Source organism: Pseudomonas sp. B5(2017), from assembly GCF_002112825.1.
Classification (GTDB): domain Bacteria; phylum Pseudomonadota; class Gammaproteobacteria; order Pseudomonadales; family Pseudomonadaceae; genus Aquipseudomonas; species Aquipseudomonas putida_Z.
The window spans coordinates 39,928-59,516 of record NZ_NEIR01000016.1 but is presented as its reverse complement, the minus strand read 5'-3'; the positions used below and the strand labels follow the sequence as shown (position 1 = coordinate 59,516).

General features: G+C 63.4%; 15 protein-coding genes and 1 tRNA gene. 3 read left to right on the top strand and 13 right to left on the bottom strand.

What is annotated here, in order from left to right:
- Positions 1-32: 32 nt before the first annotated feature.
- On the top strand, positions 33-1,475 hold the full coding sequence (locus tag CAG00_RS22640) for a sodium:alanine symporter family protein (protein WP_085665374.1): 1,443 nt from the start codon (positions 33-35) through the stop codon (positions 1,473-1,475).
- 71 nt (positions 1,476-1,546) lie between these two features.
- Positions 1,547-2,536, top strand: coding sequence for an asparaginase (locus tag CAG00_RS22635; protein WP_085665373.1), 990 nt, complete (start codon positions 1,547-1,549; stop codon positions 2,534-2,536).
- Between the two features lie 121 nt (positions 2,537-2,657).
- Here CAG00_RS22635 and CAG00_RS22630 read toward each other — a convergent pair.
- The 10 genes from CAG00_RS22630 to CAG00_RS22580 form a co-directional block, all read right to left on the bottom strand.
- A tRNA-Sec gene (locus tag CAG00_RS22630) sits at positions 2,658-2,753 on the bottom strand.
- A gap of 6 nt (positions 2,754-2,759) precedes the next feature.
- Positions 2,760-4,682, bottom strand: a complete 1,923-nt coding sequence (gene selB / locus CAG00_RS22625) for a selenocysteine-specific translation elongation factor (protein ID WP_075044440.1) — start codon at positions 4,680-4,682, stop codon at positions 2,760-2,762.
- Entirely contained in the window at positions 4,679-6,106 is a 1,428-nt protein-coding gene (gene selA, locus CAG00_RS22620; protein ID WP_085665372.1) for an L-seryl-tRNA(Sec) selenium transferase, read from the bottom strand. Before selA ends, selB begins: the two co-directional genes overlap by 4 nt.
- Positions 6,107-6,265: 159 nt before the next feature.
- Complete coding sequence (gene fdhE / locus CAG00_RS22615; RefSeq protein ID WP_085665371.1) at positions 6,266-7,186, bottom strand: formate dehydrogenase accessory protein FdhE; 921 nt, start codon at positions 7,184-7,186, stop codon at positions 6,266-6,268.
- A gap of 4 nt (positions 7,187-7,190) precedes the next feature.
- Positions 7,191-7,847, bottom strand: a complete 657-nt coding sequence (locus CAG00_RS22610) for a formate dehydrogenase subunit gamma (protein ID WP_075044437.1) — start codon at positions 7,845-7,847, stop codon at positions 7,191-7,193.
- On the bottom strand, positions 7,844-8,794 hold the full coding sequence (gene fdxH, locus CAG00_RS22605) for a formate dehydrogenase subunit beta (RefSeq protein ID WP_085665370.1): 951 nt from the start codon (positions 8,792-8,794) through the stop codon (positions 7,844-7,846). Before fdxH ends, CAG00_RS22610 begins: the two co-directional genes overlap by 4 nt.
- A complete protein-coding gene (gene fdnG / locus CAG00_RS22600) occupies positions 8,794-11,862 on the bottom strand; it encodes a formate dehydrogenase-N subunit alpha (RefSeq protein ID WP_137162867.1) in 3,069 nt (1,022 codons plus the stop codon). Before fdnG ends, fdxH begins: the two co-directional genes overlap by 1 nt.
- A gap of 266 nt (positions 11,863-12,128) precedes the next feature.
- Entirely contained in the window at positions 12,129-12,890 is a 762-nt protein-coding gene (locus CAG00_RS22590; RefSeq protein WP_085665369.1) for an SDR family NAD(P)-dependent oxidoreductase, read from the bottom strand.
- Between the two features lie 21 nt (positions 12,891-12,911).
- Positions 12,912-13,697, bottom strand: a complete 786-nt coding sequence (locus tag CAG00_RS22585; RefSeq protein WP_046615926.1) for a TSUP family transporter — start codon at positions 13,695-13,697, stop codon at positions 12,912-12,914.
- 31 nt (positions 13,698-13,728) lie between these two features.
- Entirely contained in the window at positions 13,729-14,754 is a 1,026-nt protein-coding gene (locus CAG00_RS22580) for a TauD/TfdA family dioxygenase (RefSeq protein WP_085665368.1), read from the bottom strand.
- Between the two features lie 443 nt (positions 14,755-15,197).
- Between CAG00_RS22580 and CAG00_RS22575 the strand changes: the two genes are divergently transcribed.
- Positions 15,198-16,598 carry a PLP-dependent aminotransferase family protein gene (locus CAG00_RS22575; protein WP_085665367.1) on the top strand — a complete coding sequence of 467 codons (1,401 nt, stop codon included), beginning with the start codon at positions 15,198-15,200 and terminating at the stop codon, positions 16,596-16,598.
- 232 nt (positions 16,599-16,830) lie between these two features.
- On the opposite strand, the gene CAG00_RS22570 is transcribed toward CAG00_RS22575, so the two are convergent.
- The 3 genes from CAG00_RS22570 to CAG00_RS22560 form a co-directional block, all read right to left on the bottom strand.
- Entirely contained in the window at positions 16,831-17,289 is a 459-nt protein-coding gene (locus tag CAG00_RS22570) for a hypothetical protein (protein WP_170929319.1), read from the bottom strand.
- 310 nt (positions 17,290-17,599) lie between these two features.
- Complete coding sequence (locus CAG00_RS22565) at positions 17,600-18,157, bottom strand: single-stranded DNA-binding protein (RefSeq protein ID WP_085665366.1); 558 nt, start codon at positions 18,155-18,157, stop codon at positions 17,600-17,602.
- A 9-nt stretch (positions 18,158-18,166) separates the two neighbouring features.
- Entirely contained in the window at positions 18,167-19,561 is a 1,395-nt protein-coding gene (locus CAG00_RS22560; RefSeq protein WP_025337493.1) for an MFS transporter, read from the bottom strand.
- Positions 19,562-19,589: the final 28 nt, after the last annotated feature.

Here is a 19,589-nt window from a genome sequence, read left to right as displayed (position 1 = left end):
ACACGAACAATAAGAATCGAGGTCATTTTCCAATGCTCGAAGTACTCAACGATTTCCTCTCGGGGAAACTTCTCATTGTGCTGATCGTAGGGCTGGGTAGCTACTTCACCATCCGTTCCCGGTTCGTCCAGTTCCGCCATTTTGGCCACATGTTCGGTGTGTTCAAAGAATCGCTGCGTGGCCAGGCAGGCCAGCTGAGCTCCTTCCAGGCCCTGATGCTGAGCCTGGCCGGCCGCGTGGGCGCCGGTAACATCGCCGGTGTCGGCATTGCCGTGACACTGGGTGGACCAGGCGCTGTGTTCTGGATGTGGGTCACCGCACTGGTGGGCATGTCCAGCAGCTTCTTCGAATGCACCCTGGCCCAGGTCTACAAGCGCGCCGATGGCGACGGCCTGTACCGTGGTGGCCCGGCCTACTACATCCAGCACGGCCTCAAGCTGAAAAGCATGGCCATCGTGTTCTCGATCCTGCTGCTGGTCACCTACGGCTTCGCCTTCATCGGCCTGCAGTCGTACACCGTGACCCACTCGCTGCAGAACGCCTTTGCCTTCGACCCCAAGCACACCGGCATCGTCCTCGCCGTGCTGCTGGCCATCACCTTCATCGGCGGCATCAAGCGCATCGCTGCGGTGTCCGACCTGCTGGTACCGGTCAAGACCCTGGCCTACATCGGCGTAACCCTGTACGTGATCGGTACCCAGATCGAGCACGTGCCAGCCATGCTGGAAACCATCTTCAAGAGCGCCTTCGGCCTCGACCCGGCATTCGGCGGCCTGCTCGGCAGCGCCATCGTCATGGGCGTGAAGCGTGGTGTGTTCGCCAACGAAGCGGGCCTGGGCAGTGCGCCGAACGTCGCCGCCGTGGCCGCCGTGAAACACCCTGGTGCCCAGGGCGTTGTCCAGGCCTTCAGCGTGTTCCTCGACACCTTCGTGATCTGCACCTGCACCGCGTTGCTGATCCTGTTGTCGGGCTTCTACACCCCGGGCTTCGAAGGTGACGGCATCGTCCTGACCCAGAACTCGCTGGCCGCCGTGGTCGGTGACTGGGGCCGCGTGTTTGTCAGCGTGGCGCTGTCGCTGTTCGTCTTCACCTGCATCCTCTACAACTACTACCTGGGCGAAAACAGCCTGCAGTTCCTCAGCCGCAACCGCGTGGTACTGATGGTGTTCCGTGGCCTGGTGCTGGCGCTGGTGGTATGGGGTTCGATGCAAGACCTGTCGACCGTGTTCGCCTTCGCCGACATCACCATGACCTGCCTGGCCTTCGTCAACCTGGTGGCCCTGGCCCTGCTGTTCAAGGTCGGCCTGCGGGTGATGCGCGACTACGACGACCAGCGCAAGGCGGGCGTCGACCAGCCAGTGTTCGACTCGGCCAAGTTCACCGACCTGGACCTGGACCGCAATGCCTGGCCTGCCAATCCGCAGGCGGAAACAGCCACTGACAAAGCAGTCGGCGAAGTCCAGACGCAGCGCTGATATTCTCCCCTGCCAGCCGCCCCGTCCGTGGGCGGCTTACCTTCTTCCGCTCACCGCTACGGATACTTCCCATGCGAGCAGTAAAGAATCTCCTCGTGCTCTATACCGGGGGCACCATCGGCATGCTCGAAACCCCCGAAGGCCTGGCGCCGGCCGGTGGCTTCGAAGCACGCATGCGCGAACACTTTGCCCAGTTGGCCGATGCACCTCAGGTGCAATGGACCTTGCAGGAACTGAACCCGCTGCTCGACAGCGCCAACATGCAACAGCACAACTGGCTGGCGATGCGCGATGCAATCGTCGCAGCGGTAGAGGTGGCTGGCCATGATGGCGTGCTCGTACTGCATGGTACCGACAGCCTGGCCTACAGCGCCGCGGCGTTGTCGTTCCTGCTGCTGGGCCTGCCGGTGCCGGTGCTGCTGACCGGCTCGATGCTGCCGGCGGGTACCGCGGACAGCGACGCCTGGGACAACCTGTGCGGCGCACTGCGCCAGTTCGAACAGGGGCTGGAAGATGGCGTGCAACTGTACTTCCATGGGCAGTTGCTGCATGGCTGCCGGGCGTCGAAGCTGCGCAGCGAGGCGTTCGATGCCTTTGCCGCGCTGCCGCGCCATCGTGACAGTGAGCGCGCAACGGCGATCCCTACTGAGCTTGGCTACAAGCACCCGCGCCAGCCGGTCAACCTGGCGGTAGTGCCGGTGTTCCCGGGCCTGCAGGCCGGGCATTTGCAGGCACTGCTGGGCAGCGGCGTGCAGGGGTTGCTGCTGGAGTGCTACGGCAGCGGTACCGGGCCGTCGGACGACCAGGCGTTGCTGGATGTGCTGAGCGCGGCACGCCAGCGGGGCGTGATGCTGGCGGCTATCAGCCAGTGCCCAGAGGGGTCGGTGGTGTTCGATACCTATGCGGCGGGTAACCGCTTGCGCGGGGCCGGGCTGGTCAGTGGCGGTGGCATGACCCGGGAGGCGGCGCTGGCCAAGATGGTTGCGTTGCTGGGGGCCGGGCTGGATGTCGACACGGCGGAGCGGTGGTTTGCCCTGGACCTGTGTGGGGAGCGGGCCTGATTGACTGGGGCCGCTTCGCGCCCCGTCGCGACACAAGGCCGCTCCTACAGGTACGGCGCAGTCCTGTGTAGGAGCGGCCTTGTGTCGCGATGGGCTGCAAAGCAGCCCCTGTACAAATGATTGGCGGAAGGCAGCGGGAGTCGAACCTGCCCGGGAACGGCTGCCGTCCCCAACCGGGTTTGAAGCCCGGCCGCGCCACCGGGCGCGATTGCCTTCCTTGAACTCAGTGCCTGGCCTGCTGCTGGGCCAGGGCGCTGTCGGCGCGAATGTGACGCTGATCGGCCACCCTCCGGGTCAGGCCGATGCGGTCGAAGTACTCCAGAATCTGCACACTGCGCTTGCGACCGATGCCCAACATATCGCGAAACGCGGCAACCTGCACTATCGGCGTTTCACTGGCCTGCCCCAGCAGCAGCTCTGCCATGCGCTGTAGCGTCGCCTCGGGGTAGAACAGGTCACGCACCACCTGGTGCACCATGCCCAACCGGGCCAGCTTGCGCAGCAACAGGCGCACATCGGCTTCGGCACAATTTTCCTCGCTCGCCAGCGTCCTGACCCAGGGCGGATCGTATTGCCCCGCCAGCAACTTCGGTTGCAGACTCGCCCATAACGCACTGTCGGCTTCGCTCAGCTGCACCTTGTGATCGGGCAGATGCAACCAAGGCCCGCTGCTGGCAATGGCGCCGTCCTCGAGCAACTCATCCAGCAGACTGACAAAAGCGGGCCGCTCCAGCGGCAAGGCAGCAAAGCGGCGCAGGCGGTCGCGGTCCGGGCCGAGCTGGTCGGGCTCCTGTTCATGGAACCGCGCCAGCTGCTCCAGCACCTGGCGCTTGAGCGCCTGCCACCGGGCACTGGCAAACAGCAGTTGGCCTTGCCGCGTGGCCACCACCAGCACGTCTTCCGGCAACTGCCAGGTTTCGCGCAGGCGATTGAACTGCCGCTCCAGACGCTGTGGGTCGATACCCCCTGGTGCGCTGGCGAGCAGTGCCGGCAAGGCCTGCTCCAGGTCCTCGGCATCACGCAGCACCTGCAATTGGCGCAGGCGCTCATCGCTGCGACGCTGACGGCTTGGCGCGAACGGGTCGAGCACCTTGCCGCCCCCCAGGGTGCGCTGGGCACGCTGGTCGCGCAGCACCAGACGGTCGCCGTGTACCGCCTGCAGCGGCGCGTTGAGCAGCAACTGGGCGAACATGCGCTGGCCCGCCGCCAGGGTTTCACCTTCGAGCAAGGCCACCCGGGCGGTTACGTCCTGGGTGCCGAGGTGCACGTGCACAGCGCTGAAATGTTCGAAGGTACGGGTCTCGCCCGGCAACAGGTTCAGCTCGATATCCACCCGCACGCTGGGCGCATGCAGCCACTCGGGCACCAGCCAGTCACCCCGGCGCACCTGCTCCACCGCCAGCCGTTCGGCAGCGATGTTCAGTGCCACCCGCTGGCCCGCCTCGGCCACCAGCGCGGCCTGGTTCTGCGCATGCAGGCCACGCACCCGCACCGGTTTGCCGGCCTTGCCCAGCAACAAGGTGTCGCCGGCACTGACCCGCCCAGCCAGCGCCGTGCCCGTGACCACAACACCCGCACCGGTAACGGCGAAGGCGCGGTCGACGGCCAGACGGAAACCGCCACGCACGCTGCGCTGGCGCACGCGCTGTTGCGCGGCCAGCAAGGCCTGGCGCAGGGCATCGATACCTTCGCCGGTCACACTCGACAACGGAAACTGCCGTGCACCAGCATACGGGCCCGGCGCCAGAAGCTCGCTGACCTGTGCCTGTACTTCGACCAGGCGGGCCGGCTCTACCCGGTCACATTTGCTGATCGCCACCAGGGCCTGAGGGATGCCCAGCAGCTCGATGATCGCCAGGTGCTCTCGGGTTTGTGGCATCACCCCGTCGTCGGCCGCCACCACCAACAGCACCAGGTCGATGCCGTGGGCGCCGGCCAGCATGTTGTGGATAAAGCGCTCATGGCCCGGTACATCGATGAAGCCGGTCAGCGCTGCCCCCTCGGTCAACGCCGCATAGCGGTAGCCAAGGTCGATGGTCATGCCACGGGCGCGCTCCTCCTGGCGATGGTCACCGGCCTGGCCAGTCAGGGCCTGGAGCAATGCGGTCTTGCCGTGGTCGATGTGACCGGCGGTACCAACGATCACTGTACCGGCCCCAATTGCAGGGCGGGCAACTGCGCCAGCCACTGGGCTTCGTCATCCAGCTGGCGCAGGTCCAGCCACAGTGCGTCATCGGCGATACGGCCGAGCACCGGCACCGGCAAGTCACGCAAGGCCCGCTCCAGCACATGCAGGCTGCGCCCGCGCAGCTTCTTCGACACCTGCGGGCGCAGGCACAACGCCGCGCTCGGCAGGCGGGCCACCGGTTGGCTGCCACTGCCAATCATGCCCAACGCCGGCTCCACACTGACCGCCCATTGTTCGCCGAGGCGGGCCTTGAGCTCTGGCGCCAGGCGCTCGGCCTGGGTCTGGATTTCTACCTGGCTGCGGGTCAGCAGGCGCAGACTGGGCAGGCGCTCGGCCAGGCGGTCGGGGTTGCGGTACAGCGCCAGCACCGCTTCGAGTGCGGCCAGGGTGATCTTGTCGACCCGCAGCGCGCGCTTGAGCGGGTTCTTCTTGATCCTGGCGATCAGCTCCTTGCGCCCGACGATGATTCCGGCTTGCGGCCCGCCCAGCAGTTTGTCGCCGCTGAAGGTGACGATATCGGCGCCGTCAGCCAAGGCCTGGCGCACGGTCGGCTCGGCGGGCAGGCCCCAGCGGGTAAGGTCAAGCAGGCTGCCGCTGCCAAGGTCTTCAAGTAGAGGCAAGTCATGTTGGTGGGCGATGCGCGCCAGCTCGGCAGTGGGCACCTGGGTAGTAAAGCCCTGAATGCTGTAGTTGCTGCAATGCACCCGCATCAGCAGGCCGGTACGTGGGCTGATGGCGGCCTCGTAGTCACGGGCGTGGGTGCGGTTGGTGGTGCCGACTTCGTGCAGCTTCACGCCGGCGCGAGCCATGATGTCTGGGATGCGGAAGGCACCGCCGATCTCGATCAGTTCACCGCGGGAGATGATCCCCTCCTTGCGCGCGCCCAGGCTGTTGAGCGCCAGCAGCACGGCGGCGGCGTTGTTGTTGACCACGGTGACGGCTTCGGCGCCGGTCAGCTCGCGGATCAGGCCTTCGATCAGGTCGTCACGGTCGCCGCGCTTGCCGGTGGCCAGGTCGAATTCCAGGTTGAGCGGGTAGCGGGCGGCGGTCTGCATGGCCTCGATGGCCTCCTCTGGCAACAAGGCGCGGCCGAGGTTGGTGTGCAACACGGTGCCGGTGAGGTTGAACACACGGCGGACCTGGCTGCGTTGCTGGGTGGCCAAACGTTCGCCAGTGCGGCCCAGCAGGACTTCAGCGGCCAGTTCGGCGGCACTGAGTTGGCCGGTGCGGGCGGGGTCGCGCAAATCGTCGAGCAGTTGCCGCAGGGTGGCCAGGACCGCGTCGCGACCGTGGCGGTCGATCAGCGGGAGGCAGGCCGGGTGGCGCAAAAGGGTGTCGATGGAGGGCAGGCGTGGGGTGTCGCTGGCTAGGCTGGAGGACATGCGGTACTACCTTGGACTGATCCGTTGTCTGTACTGGCCTCTTCGCGGGTAAACCCGCTCCTACAAGGGCCGCGCAAGCCTCAAAAGCTGCGCGGGCCCTGTGGGAGCGGGTTTACCCGCGAAGAAGGCGACTCGGTCTTACAGTGTAGACACTCTCCATTACCCAGGTGCGAGCATCAGGTTCGGTGCCAACCGATGGAAGCCCTCCTCGTCCAGGCGAATGTCCAGTGCCAGGCTGGCCAGGTCATCGGCCAGCGGCTCGGCCGCCGCATCGTTTTCCAGGTAGTTCTGCTTCAGGTAGCTCTCGCACTCCGGGCAGCACTCTGCCCGTAGCGGCGCCTTGCCCGGCGCATGGCGGTCATCGTCAAGGCTGGTATAGCGCAGGTCCTTGCTCGACTCGCAGTACACGCATTTGACCCGCACCACATGCCATTCGCAGGCACACAGCGAACAAGCCAGGTAACGCAGGCCATTGTGCTTGCCGCGGTTGCGCACCACCCCAGCCATCGCCGGCGAACCGCAGGCCGGGCACTGGGCCAGGCTGTCGGCGGGCTTGAGCTCTGGCGCGGGCAGCGCCAGCAACCAGCTGGACCAGGCCGCCTGCAAGGCCGCCCCAATGAACGGCACCAGTGCCGCGGGCACTGCGTCGTACTGGCCGGCGAGCAAGGCGATGCCCCAACCCTTGCGTTGATGGTCGTCACTGCTGCGCAGGGCTTGCAGCGCCTCCCCCAACGGACCGCTAATGTCCGCGTCGAGGTGCTCAAGCAAGGCCTGCAACCAGACCAGCCACGACCCTTCCCGCACCAGGCTGTCCGCCGCCAGTGGCGGCAAACCATGACTTATGCACAGGCGCTGACGCTCCTCGGCCACCGGCATGCCAGCGGGCGGGTTATCCACAAGCTGCTGCTGGATATGGCACAAACGAGCCACCAGCTTCAGGTATTCGCCAAGGGCATTGCCCACGGCCAGCTGCTCCAGGCGCGCAGCGCGCAGTTCGAACAGGTTGGCAGGGGGCAGGTGCAGAAACGGTGGCATCACTGCCGACGCTTCGATCTGCCCGGGTTCGAGTATCGTGCTCAAGCGCTCATCCTTCTTTTCGTCCGTGATTGCCCGGCGTCTTGTCACCGGTCACTTCGCGGTACCACAACTCATGGTGCTTGCGCGCCCAGGCGCGGCTGACCCAGCCATGCAGCATGGCGCCGATCGAGCCCTTGATCCAGATGCCGGCGTAGATGTGCACGATGATGCTGAGGATCAGCACGAACGCCGCCAGGGCGTGGAGCAGCGCGGACAGGCGAATGACTTCGATGCCGAACAAATGGCTGAAGTATGCGCGCCAGATCACCACGCCGCTGACCAGCAGAACCAGCATGCACACCAGCAGGGTCCAGAACAACAGCTTCTGCCCGGCGTTGTACTTGCCGATCGGTGGCACACCCTCCTCCTTGTTGAGCATCACCCGGTCCACGCGACGCAGCCACAGGCGGTCGTTGGCAGTGATGAAGTTGGCCCGCCAGAAACGCAACACCAGGCCGAGGAAGAACACGAACATCGCCACCCCGATGAAGGGGTGCAGGATGCGTGTCCACGGCCCACCGCCGAACAGGTTGCTGAGCCAGAACAGCGCCGGATGGAACAGCGCCAGCCCCGACAGGCCAGCCAGGACGAACAGGATCGCGACGACCCAGTGGTTGCTGCGCTCGTTGGCGTTGTAGCGCAGGATGGGTTTGTTGTCGTTCATGGTCGCTGCTCCCCTTGCCCGCCGGGCTTGGTCGGATCATAGACATGGACCGACGGGTCCACCTGATGCACGCTTTCATCCGCAGATGCCGGGGGCTCGTCCTCCTCCACCCGCTGTGGCCCGACCCGCACATAGTGGAAGAACCCGGCCAGCACCGCCGCGCCCATGGCCAGCAGCGCCAGCGGCTTGGTGAAGCCCTTCCACAACCCAACCAGCGGGCTGATCACCGGCTGGTCCGGCAGGCCGGCGTACAGCTTCGGCGTGTCGGCATGGTGCAGCACATACATCACGTGGGTGCCGCCGACGCCGTCCGGGTCGTACAGCCCGGCCTTGTCGTAGCCCCGCGACTGGAGGTCGACGATGCGCTCGGCGGCATGCACCTTCATCTCGTCCTTGGTGCCGAACACGATGGCCCCGGTCGGGCAGGTTTTCACGCAGGCCGGCTCCAGGCCCACGGTCACGCGGTCGGAACACAGGGTGCACTTGTACGCCTTGTGGTCCTTCTGCGAGATGCGCGGGATGTTGAACGGGCAACCGGTGATGCAGTAGCCACAACCAATGCAGTGGTCCTGGTTGAAGTCGACGATGCCGTTGGCGTGCTTGATGATCGCCCCCGGGCTCGGGCAGGCTTTCAGGCAACCTGGCTCGGCGCAGTGCATGCAGCCGTCCTTGCGAATCAGCCACTCCAGGTTGCCGTCGTCGCGCTCGTGCTCGGTGAAGCGCATCAGGGTCCAGGTCTCGGCGGTGAGGTCCTGGGGGTTGTCGTAGGTGCCGTGGTTGTGGCCGACCTCGTCACGCAGTTCGTTCCACTCCGAACACGCCACCTGGCAGGCCTTGCAGCCGATGCACTTGGTGGTGTCGATCAGCTTGGCGACTTCCTGCTGCTGGCGTACCGAAGGCGGTACGGTGGTGGTGGCCGAGCGGGCGATGATGTCTTGGCTGGCCATCAGAGTTTCTCCACTTTGACGAGGAACGACTTGGACTCTGGCGTCTGGGTATTGCCGTCACCCAGGAAAGGCACCAAGGTGTTGGTCAGGTAGCCATGCCGCGTAGCCCCGGTGAAGCCCCAGTGCAGCGGGATACCGATCTGGTGCACAGTCTGGTTGTTGACCTGGAGCGGGCGAATCCGCTTGGTCACCACTGCCACCGCCTCGATGTGCCCGCGCTTGCTCGACACCCGCACCCGGTCACCGGCCTTGATACCTTTCTCGTTGGCCAGCACCTCGCCGATTTCGACGAACTGCTCGGGCTGGGCAATGGCGTTGAGCCGGCAATGTTTGCTCCAGAAGTGGAAGTGCTCGGTCAGCCGGTACGTGGTCGCCGCGTACGGGAACTCGTCGTGCTTGCCGAGGCTGTCCCACACCGAGTCGAAGACCCGCCCGGCCGGGTTGCTGGTGGCCTTCTTGTTCTGCGGGTGCAGCGGGTTGATGCCAATCGGCGTCTCGAACGGCTCGTAGTGCTCGGGGAACGGGCCTTCGGCCATCTTGTCGATGGCGAAGAAGCGCGCCACGCCTTCGGGGTTCATGATGAACGGGTTCATCCCCGCCTCGGGCGGCGAGTCGACCTTGAAGTCGGGCACGTCGGTGCCGGTCCAGGCCTTGCCGTTCCACCAAACCAGGCGCTTCTTCTCCGGGTCCCACGGCTTGCCTTGCGGGTCGCTGGAGGCACGGTTGTAGAGGATGCGGCGGTTGGCCGGCCAGGCCCAGGCCCAGTTCTGCACCTGGTGCATGCCATACGGGTCGCTGTTGTCACGGCGAGCCATCTGGTTACCCTGCTCGGTCCAGCTGCCGGCGAAGATCCAGCAGCCGGACGCGGTGCTGCCGTCGTCCTTGAGCTGGCCAAAGCCCGCCAGTTGCTGGCCGGCCTTGAGCACTGCGCCAGTCGGGTCGGTGACGTCGGCCACCGCCCAGCCGTTCATTTCCTTGGCCAGTTCCTCCGGGGATGGCTCTTCAGGGACCTTGTATGGCCAGTTGATGTTCATCAGCGCATCAGGGTAGGCGCCGCCCTCGGCCTGGTAGCGTTGGCGCAGGCGCAGGAACAGCTCGCTCATGATGTGAACGTCGGTGCGGGTCTCGCCCGGGCCGTCGGCGCCCTTCCAGTGCCACTGCAGCCAGCGGCTGCTGTTGACCAGCGAGCCGTCTTCCTCGGCGAAGCAGGTGGTGGGCAGGCGGATCACTTCGGTCTGGATGTTGGCCGTGTCTACATCATTGAACGGCCCGGCGTTGCGCCAGAACTCCGAGGTCTCGGTGGCCAGCGGGTCCATGATCACCAGCCACTTGAGCTTGCCAAGGGCCGCGGTGACGCGGTTCTTGTCCGGCAGCGCGGCTATCGGGTTGAAACCTTGGCACATGTAGCCGTTGACCTTGCCCTGGCCCATCATCTCGAACATGCGCAGCACGTCGTAGGCCGGCACATCGAGCTTGGGCAGCCAATCGTAGCCCCAGTTGTTCTCTGCGGTGGCATTGGCGCCGTACCAAGCTTTCATCAGGCTGACGTGGAACTTGCCGTAGTTCTGCCAGTACGACAGTTGGCCAGGGCGCAGTGGCTTGGAGGCGCGCTTGTCGATATAGGCGGCATAGTCCTGCTCGGCATCGCCGGCCAGGGTCAGGTAACCCGGCAACGAGTTGGACAGCAGGCCGAGGTCGGTCAGGCCCTGGATGTTGGAGTGCCCGCGCAAGGCGTTGACCCCGCCACCCGGCATGCCGACGTTACCCAGCAGCAACTGCACCATGGCCGCACTGCGAATGATCTGCGCACCGATCGAGTGCTGCGTCCAGCCCAGCGCGTAGAGGATCGTCATGGTCTTGCCCGGTACCGAGCAGGTAGCGATCTCTTCCCAGATCTTCAGCATGGCGTCCTGCGGCATGCCACAGGTCATGCTCGCCAGTTCCGGGGTATAGCGGCTGTAGTGCTGCTTCATCAGCTGGAACACGCAGCGCGGATGCTGCAGGGTCGGGTCGACCTTGGCAAAACCGTCCTCACCCAGCTCGTAACCCCAGCCGGACTTGTCGGCATATACGCGCTTGGCCTCGTCGTAGCCGCTGAACAGGCCATCCTCGAAACCATAGTTCTCTTTGACGATGAACGACACGTCGGTGTAGTTGCGCACGTACTCGTGCTGGATCTTGTCGTTGCTCAGCAGGTAATTGATCAGCCCGCCCATGAAGGCGATGTCGGTACCGGTACGGATCGGTGCGTAGTAGTCCGCCACCGAAGCGGTACGGGTAAACCGCGGGTCGACCACGATCAGCCGCGCCTTGTTGTGCGCCTTGGCCTCGGTCACCCACTTGAAGCCGCACGGATGCGCTTCTGCTGCGTTGCCACCCATCACCAGTACCAGATTCGCGTTGGCGATATCGGACCAGTGGTTGGTCATGGCGCCACGGCCGTACGTCGGGGCAAGACTTGCCACCGTCGGGCCATGTCAGACACGAGCCTGGTTATCGAACCCCAGCATGCCTGTTGCGCGGACGACCTTGTGGGTCAGGTAGCCAGCCTCGCTGGAGGCGGCGGAAGCAGCGAGAAAACCGGTGGTGAGCCAGCGGTTGACCGTTTGCCCCTGGGCGTTCTTTTCGATGAAGTTGGCGTCGCGGTCCTGCTTCATCAGGTCGGCGACGCGATCGAGCGCCTCGTCCCAGCTGACCCGCACCCACTCCTTGCTGCCAGGCTTGCGTACCTCGGGGTACTGCAGGCGGCTCGGGCTGTGGATGAAGTCCAGCAGGCCAGCGCCTTTCGGGCAGAGGGTGCCGCGGTTGACCGGGTGGTCGGCGTCACCTTCGATATGGATGATGTTCTGTTTGACGTTCTTGCCCGCATCGCCCTGGCTGTACATGATCAGGCCGCAGCCGACCGAGCAGTAGGGGCATGTGTTACGGGTTTCTTTGGTATGCGCCAGCTTGAAGTGACGCACCTGCTCGGCGAATGCTGGTGTCGGGGCCATGCCCAACGCCGCAAGGCTCGAGCCTCCAAGGCCGACGGCGGCGACCTTGAAGAACTGCCGACGGTTCAGGTCCATCGTGCACTCCTGATCAGGTGGTGGACGCACGGAACATGGCCGGCGCCTCTTGGTAGTCACGGTGGCGGCCAATTGATGGCCGCCAACAGTTAAGACTAGCCAAGAATCGAGAAGGTGCGATGACATGGGTCAGCTGAGGGCGCTGTGTTGCCAGATTCGCGGGTAAACCCACAGGTACTGCACATGCCCGAAGCAGGCCGCTATTCCTATGGGAGCGGGCGTGCCCGCGAACACCGGCAACGCCGGTGCCATCCACCACCAGCCGATCAGCAAAGCGGAAGGTTGCGCACCACGTTCAGCGCCGCACTGCTCTGGGCCACCGGCATGATCTCGATGGTATTGATGTTCACATGCGCCGGCTGCTCGGCAATCCAGGCCACCGTGGCCGCGATGTCCTCGGGCAGGATGGCCTCCACATCCCGATACAGCGCCTGCACGGCATCCAGGTCACCGTTCAGGCGCACCACCGAGAAATCGGTCCCCGAACACAGCCCTGGCTCGATGTTGCTCACTCGCACGCGGGTGCCCGCCAGGTCGGCGCGCAGGTTGAGGCTGAACTGGCGGACAAAGGCCTTGCTGGCGCCATACACGTTACCGCCCGGGTAGGGGTAGGTGCCGGCGATCGAGCCGATGTTGATGATCATGCCGCTGTCGGCTTCCACCATCTGCGGCAGGATCTTGTGGGTGACCATGGCCAGGCCGGTGATGTTGGTGTCGATCATCCGCTGCCAGTTTTCCGCACTGCTGGCCTGGGCACGGTCCACGCCCAGCGCCAGCCCGGCATTGTTGACCAGCAGGTCGATCTGCAGCGAAGCATCACGAATCTGCTCGACCGCCGCCTCGAGCGACACCGGGTCGGTGACGTCCAGCGCCAGCGGAATGAAATTGACGCCCAGCTCGGCCTCCAGCGCTTGCAGCTTGTCCATGCGCCGGGCGCCACCGATCACGCGGTAGCCTTTGCCGATCAAGGTACGGCAGATGGCGCGGCCAAAGCCCGAGGAGGCGCCAGTTACGAATGCGGTTTTCATCAGTTGTCTCCTATGGAAGGGTCAGGCCAGGTACTTCACGCCCAGGCTGGTGAACAGGCAGAGCATCGAGAACACCAGCGCCTTGCGCACCACTTCGTTGCCCTTGCGCAGGGCCAGTGCGCTGCCCAGGTGGTTACCGAGGATGTTGCAGGCCACCAGCGGCAACGCCAGCAGGTAGACGACCTTGCCGGCAATGACGAAGGCCACCAGGGCGCCGATGTTGGACGCGAAGTTGAAGGTTTTGGAGTTGGCCGAGCTGGAGACCAGGTCCATACGCAGCAGGTAATGGAAAGCAATGATGAACATGCTGCCGGTACCGGGGCCGAAGAAGCCGTCATAGAAACCGATGGCCAGGCAGGTCAGCGGGACCACGGTGAACAGCATGCGCGATGACAGTTCGCGCTCCTCGACCGGGCGGTCCTTGGGGGTGAGGAAGATGAGGATGCCGAAGGGGATCAGCGCCAGGATGATCTTGCCCACGGTTTCCTGGGAGATAGACACGATCAGGTGCGCCCCCAGGTAGGCACCGAGCAGCGAGAATGGCACGCCGACCAGCGCTACCTTCCAGACCATCTTGCTGTTGGCCAGGAAGTTGCGGATGGCCGCCAGCGTGCCGAGGGTACTGACCAGTTTTTCCTGGCCAAGGGCAACCTGGGGTGGCATGCCAACCAGCAGAAAGCCCGGCACCAGGAACAGCCCACCGCCACCGGCAATGCTGTCGACGAAGCCAGCAACGAAGGCAATCGCCCCGAGCATGAGGATCGCCAGCAACCAGTGTTCCGCCCAGAAAGCGCCTAACAGTTCCATAACAGTACGTCCATCGAGTCAGTGAAAGGGATCAGGAGAGAACTTCGTAAAGGTGATCGGCCCGGGCGAAGTGCACCCGGTTCAGGTCGTTGACCGCGAACAGGCGCAACAGCCAGCGGTCGGCACCATCGTTCTGTGGCTCGAAGCCATCGCGGGCATGCAGCACGCGCTGGTTCTTGAAGATCATGAAATCGCCCGGCAGCAGCAGGTGCGGCTCATCGAAGCGGCGGGTTTCCAGCACACTGCGCAGGCTGCCCAGGGCCTGCTCGGCACGCAGGTTCAGGCCGTGGGTGTTTTCACTGTCGAAGCGGCACAACCATTCGCCAGCGTGACCACGCGCCAGGACTGGCAGCTCGGCGGTGCAACGACGATTGCCGGTGAACGAGTCCGGGCGGCGGATTTCGAACTGCGGCAGGCACAGTTCGCGCACGGTCGATGCAGGTAGCGCTGCGACCACTGCATCGAGGTTTACCAGCGTGGTGCTGATGCGCGGATCACAGCGCATACCGAAGAACGACAGGTACTCCGGGCAGCAGGAAGCGGTGCCAAGCGGCTCGGAGGACAGCGGCAGGTCCGGGTTGTCCACATGATAGGAAAAGCGCAGCCGCGAACCATGGGAGCTCTTGTGGCTGGAAGAACTGCGCGACGGGATGACATGGCGGAACAGGCGGCCATCGTTCTCACCCTCATAAACCACCGGGTTGATCCCCATCAGGCTCTGCATGGTCAGGCTGACCAGGCAGGCAATGGGCGTACTGCGCGGGCTGAGCACGCCCGAATAAGGCGTGGGCGGGATGTCCCGGTCGCGGGGGCAGTTGCGCACGATCATGCTGGTCAGGTGCGGGCTTTCGACAAAGCCGCGGATCTGCTGGCACAGCGCCTTGCCCAGCACTTCCTGCGCTTGATCCTTGATCTGTGGGTAAAGCTCTTTGCTCGTCTCGAAATCGAGCGGGGTGTTGTTCAGCAGGGTTTGCCAGGCGCTGGAGGTGACCCAGGGCAGGCGGATCTCCAATGAGGTCCGAGGCTCGGCCCCTTGATGCAGTTGTGCGCTTTCCATTTCGAGTGATATTCCATTGAGCTGGCTTGAGGCCGTTCGGTGTCGTGCTAAGCCGGGCAGAGGCGGCAGACGTTGTATTTTTTGAAGCCGTTCACAGCTGTGCGATGCCAGCAATGAAAGCCGCTGGGGCAATCGCACATTGCATCGACTCAATCATTGTAATTACAAAAATAGAGTCGATTCAATTTATTTTCGATCGCATAAAACAGCGGGATTGAATCGATTCAATCAAATCATTGATTTCAAAAGGTTTCCATCTGACACCACGAAATGCGGAGAACAGCCGGGGAAGGGATCGCCTTGTGAAAGCGGGCATTCGATGCAAACGCACGACAACCTCAAGCGACTCAATCGAGGTAATTTACCCGTACGAAAACACAATTACTTCCATCAGACCTTTCGTGCTAGGCTTCCGCGTTCTCGCAGATTCTGGTGCCATTTCTATGTGGGTTCCTCACTACAGCGACCTGGCGCAGCCGGTCTACCTGATGATTGCCGACGCCTTGGAGCAAGACATTGGCAGTGGCCGGCTGGTGGCTGGCGAACGTTTGCCGACACTCAAGGACCTGGCCGAGTCCCTGAACGTGACCCCCGGCACCATCGGGCGCGCTTACGACGAAGCTGCCAAGCGCGGCCTGGTGGTAGGCGAAGTCGGCCGCGGCACCTTCGTGCTGCAGCAACGGCAGTTGCAAAGCTCTCCTCCTGCCCCGGTCGCACGGCCGAAGCCCGTGGCCGCCGAACGTGAGAGCGGCCAGATCGACCTGTCGATCATCAAACCCAACGATGCCCACATGACCGACTGGCTGCGCGGAGCCATAAACGAGCTGGCCGCGTCACCCGACCTGGCGCAGGTACTCGACTACGTCACCGATGGCGGCCATGCGACCCACAAGCAGGCCGGTGCCGCCTGGATCCAACGCTGGCTGCCCGAGGCGCGCTGGCAGCAGGTGGTGCTCACCTCAGGGGCCCAGCACGGCCTGCTTGTGGCCATCAGCAGCCTGTCGAAGAGCGACGATGTGGTGCTGTGCGAGTCGTTCTGCTACCCAGGCATCATCTCCCTGGCCCACAGCATGGGCCGCCGCCTGCGCGGCGTGGCCATGGACGAGCACGGCCTGATTCCCGAGGCATTGCGCGCGGCGTGCCTGGAGCACCGCCCTTCCCTGCTGGTGTGCGTCACCACCCACCAGAACCCGACCAACTCGATCATGCCCCACGCACGGCGCCAGGCCATCGCCGAGATCGCCCGCGAGTTCGACCTGTTCATCGTCGATGACGATATCTACGGTTTCCTTGAACCCGCACCGGATTACCAGCCACTGGCGGCGTATGCGCCCGAACGTTCGGTGTACCTCACCAGCCTGTCCAAAAGTGTGCTGCCGGCGCTGCGTATCGGTTACCTGTATGCCCCACCGCAAACCCTCTCGCGGCTATCGTCGATGGTACGCAGCAGCGTCTGGATGCCATCGCCGTTGATGGCGCAACTGGCCAGCAACCTGATCAACAGCGGCATGGCCGACCAGTTGGTGCGAGAACAACAGGAAGAGGCGGCCGCGCGCCAGCAAATGGCCCAGGAGATCCTTGGCAAGTACAAGATCCGCAGCCAGCCCAACAGCTTCCACATCTGGCTGGAGTTGCCCGAGCCGTGGACCAGCGACGAATTCGCCAACCTGGCGCGTAACAACGGCGTCACGGTAGTCAGTGGCAGCCAGTTCCTGCCAGAACGCAGCCACGCCAACTGCGGCGTGCGCATCGCCCTGATGGCCCCCAGCCGCCAGGAACTGGGCTTTGCCCTGACCAAGCTGGTCAGCTTGCTGGACTCACCGGAGCCGCGGTTGTTTTATTGAACTGGACTGGTATTGGTGTAGTCGTGCCATTGGGGCACTATGCGCCCGTTTTGCGACGCGAGGCCACTCCAAACGGCACTCGGTGTCACATGGCTTGATTTGTAGCCGGCAACCAAACAGGTACAGCAGAACGGTACCAGCCAAAAGATCTGAGGGCAGACTGTCAAGTAAGAGGCATAACTTGAATCAATGACAAATATGACTCTAACAAGGCCCGAACATACTCGCTCGACTACAAGTCGATGAATACACTGAAATTATCTCCTTCCAGGTATCGGACAGAAACCTGACCGCTAACATCTTGCCCATCTTCCGTTACAAACTTGTAATGGGACAGGAGAAAATCCTCCCGATAAACAATGCCGTCATCCCGCCGCTTCCCGCCCCACGCCATTATCAACCCGCCGGCCATTGCAACGAGGCCGGAGTTCGCTTGTATGTGTTGAATCAGAGTGGGGCCTGAAAACCGGTCATAATAAATAACCTCAGGACCAAACAGGAAGATGCCAAGGCCCAGTGCGGAAATTGCGAAACCAATGCCTATTAGTACTCGACCGTAAAACGCAGCGTCCCCAGCAGGCCCCTCAAGATGAGCTGCATACATCTCGGAAAAACCAGAGACATCGTAGTTTCGCGCGTCTGATTTCAGGTTTATTTGACCTAACAGGCATTCCTTCTCAGCACTTTTCATGATCCACTCCTTTAAAAAGTGAATACTAAGCGATCAGGATAGGAAAAAATGCGCCCCACTAGAACTTCAGAAGTCTCTGACATTTACGGTTAGCGTTTCCTATAACCATATAAAATTTGCATTATCTTATGGCATTTTTCCTACTCAATGGGCTGCCGAGATTCCCGCGATATCGCGAAGCTGGCGCCCTATCCTCGCCGCTTTCTTTTTAGAGGAAAGCCCGCACAGCACTACCACTGTTTGCTCATAAAAAAACCCAAGACATCTGCCTTGGGTTTTTGGTTTTTTGCCAGCTGCTTAACGGCTTGGATCAGAACGGAATATCGTCATCGAAGCTGTCGAAGTCAGCCGCCGGCTGCGGGGCTGGCTGCTGCGGGGCTGGCTGCTGCGGTGCCGGGCGCTGAGGGGCCTGTTGCGGGCGCTGGGCCTGTTGACGTGGCGGGGCCTGGTTGTACTGCTGCTGGCCGCCACCGTAGTTGCCGCCACCCTGGTTGTACGGGTCAACGCCCTGCTGCTGGCCCTGCGGACGACCGCCGAGCAGCTGCATGGTGCCGTTGATGTCGACGATAATCTCGGTGGTGTAGCGCTTGATGCCGTCTTTTTCCCACTCGCGGGTCTGCAGCTTGCCTTCGATGTAGCACTGCGAACCCTTGCGCAGGTATTCGCCGGCGATTTCGGCAACCTTGCCGAACAGCGACACACGGTGCCACTCGGTACGCTCGACCTTCTGGCCCGACTGCTTGTCGGTCCACTGCTCGCTGGTAGCCAGGCTCAGGTTGGTCACGGCGTTACCGTTGGGCAGGTAGCGGACTTCGGGATCCTGGCCACAGGTGCCGACCAGAATGACTTTGTTAACCCCACGGGCCATAACGTTCTCCTAGGCTTCGCACGCCGAAGAGGCCGGGTTCACCAGGCGCTCGAGGGTCGTACGGTCCAAAATTTTCGTATCCAGTTTGATATAGATTGCGGCTTCTTCCGCCACCACGACGGCGTCGGTCACACCTGGCACAGCCATCAGGCGCTCGGTCAGGCCGGCTTCCCGGACTGCCTCTGGCGTCAGCGGCATGCGCAGGCTGGTCACATAGGGCGGCTCGTTCATGCGCAAGGCGACGACCAACCAGATGGCACACAGTACCGCACAACCGAGGAACACCATGTTCAGCCCGCCGTGCTGGAACAACCAGCCACCGAGGATTCCTCCCAAGGCAGCGCCGAGGAACTGGCTGGTGGAATAGACCCCCATTGCCGTCCCCTTGCCACCTGCAGGCGACACCTTGCTCACCAGCGAAGGCAGCGACGCCTCCAGCAGGTTGAATGCAGTAAAGAATACCACGGTGCCGATCACCAGTCCGCGCAAACCGTCAGCCCACTGCCAGAAGAACACCTCCACCAGCAGCAACACACTGACCGCCCCGGCCAGCACGCGTTTCATCTTGCGCTTTTTTTCGCCATAGATGATGAACGGGACCATTGCAAAAAATGAGATGAACAACGCGGTCAGGTACACCCACCAGTGCTGCTCCTTCGGCAGGCCGCCGCGCTCGACAAAGGCCAGCGGCAATGCGACGAAGCTGGCCATGAGGATGGCGTGGAGGATGAAGATGCCCACATCCAGGCGCAGAAGGTCCGGATGGCGCAGGGTCGGGCCGATGGCCTGGCGCGCCACACCCGACTCACGGTGCTGCAGGATGCTGTGGGTATTGGGCACCACAAAGGCGATCAGCAGGATGCCGACCAGGGCAAGTCCTGCCGTGGCGAGGAACAATCCTGACAAGCCAAAGGCACGAGTCAGCAATGGGCCAACGACCATGGCGACAGCAAACGACAGGCCGATGCTCATGCCGATCATGGCCATGGCCTTGGTCCGGTGCTGCTCGCGCGTGAGGTCGGACAGCAGCGCCATGACCGCAGCGGAAATCGCCCCGGCGCCCTGCAGGATACGCCCGGCGATCACTCCCCAGATGGAGTCGGCCTGGGCCGCCAAGACACTACCCAGGGCAAAGATGACCAGCCCCAGGTAAATCACCGGCCGGCGGCCGATACGATCGGAAATCATCCCGAACGGGATCTGCAATACGGCCTGCGTCAGGCCATAGGCACCAATGGCCAGGCCGATCAGCGCAGGCGTGGCACCGGCCAGGTCCATGCCGTAGGTGGCCAGCACCGGCAAGACCATGAACATGCCCAGCATACGAAAGGCAAAGACCAGGGCCAGGCCGCCAGCGGCGCGGGTTTCGCTGCCACTCATGCGCTCGTTGTGGGTGTCGTGCATGGATTAATCTCGTGTGAACCGGCGGCGA

What these genes read in the sequence shown, in the direction of transcription:
- CAG00_RS22640 (WP_085665374.1), top strand. Translation starts at nt 33, where the DNA reads ATGCTCGAAGTACTCAACGATTTCCTCTCGGGGAAACTTCTCATTGTG.
- CAG00_RS22635 (WP_085665373.1), top strand. Translation starts at nt 1,547, where the DNA reads ATGCGAGCAGTAAAGAATCTCCTCGTGCTCTATACCGGGGGCACCATC.
- selA (WP_085665372.1), bottom strand. Translation starts at nt 6,106, where the DNA reads ATGTCCTCCAGCCTAGCCAGCGACACCCCACGCCTGCCCTCCATCGAC.
- CAG00_RS22610 (WP_075044437.1), bottom strand. Translation starts at nt 7,847, where the DNA reads ATGAACGACAACAAACCCATCCTGCGCTACAACGCCAACGAGCGCAGC.
- fdxH (WP_085665370.1), bottom strand. Translation starts at nt 8,794, where the DNA reads ATGGCCAGCCAAGACATCATCGCCCGCTCGGCCACCACCACCGTACCG.
- CAG00_RS22590 (WP_085665369.1), bottom strand. Translation starts at nt 12,890, where the DNA reads ATGAAAACCGCATTCGTAACTGGCGCCTCCTCGGGCTTTGGCCGCGCC.
- CAG00_RS22585 (WP_046615926.1), bottom strand. Translation starts at nt 13,697, where the DNA reads ATGGAACTGTTAGGCGCTTTCTGGGCGGAACACTGGTTGCTGGCGATC.
- CAG00_RS22580 (WP_085665368.1), bottom strand. Translation starts at nt 14,754, where the DNA reads ATGGAAAGCGCACAACTGCATCAAGGGGCCGAGCCTCGGACCTCATTG.
- CAG00_RS22575 (WP_085665367.1), top strand. Translation starts at nt 15,198, where the DNA reads ATGTGGGTTCCTCACTACAGCGACCTGGCGCAGCCGGTCTACCTGATG.
- CAG00_RS22570 (WP_170929319.1), bottom strand. Translation starts at nt 17,289, where the DNA reads ATGAAAAGTGCTGAGAAGGAATGCCTGTTAGGTCAAATAAACCTGAAA.
- CAG00_RS22565 (WP_085665366.1), bottom strand. Translation starts at nt 18,157, where the DNA reads ATGGCCCGTGGGGTTAACAAAGTCATTCTGGTCGGCACCTGTGGCCAG.
- CAG00_RS22560 (WP_025337493.1), bottom strand. Translation starts at nt 19,561, where the DNA reads ATGCACGACACCCACAACGAGCGCATGAGTGGCAGCGAAACCCGCGCC.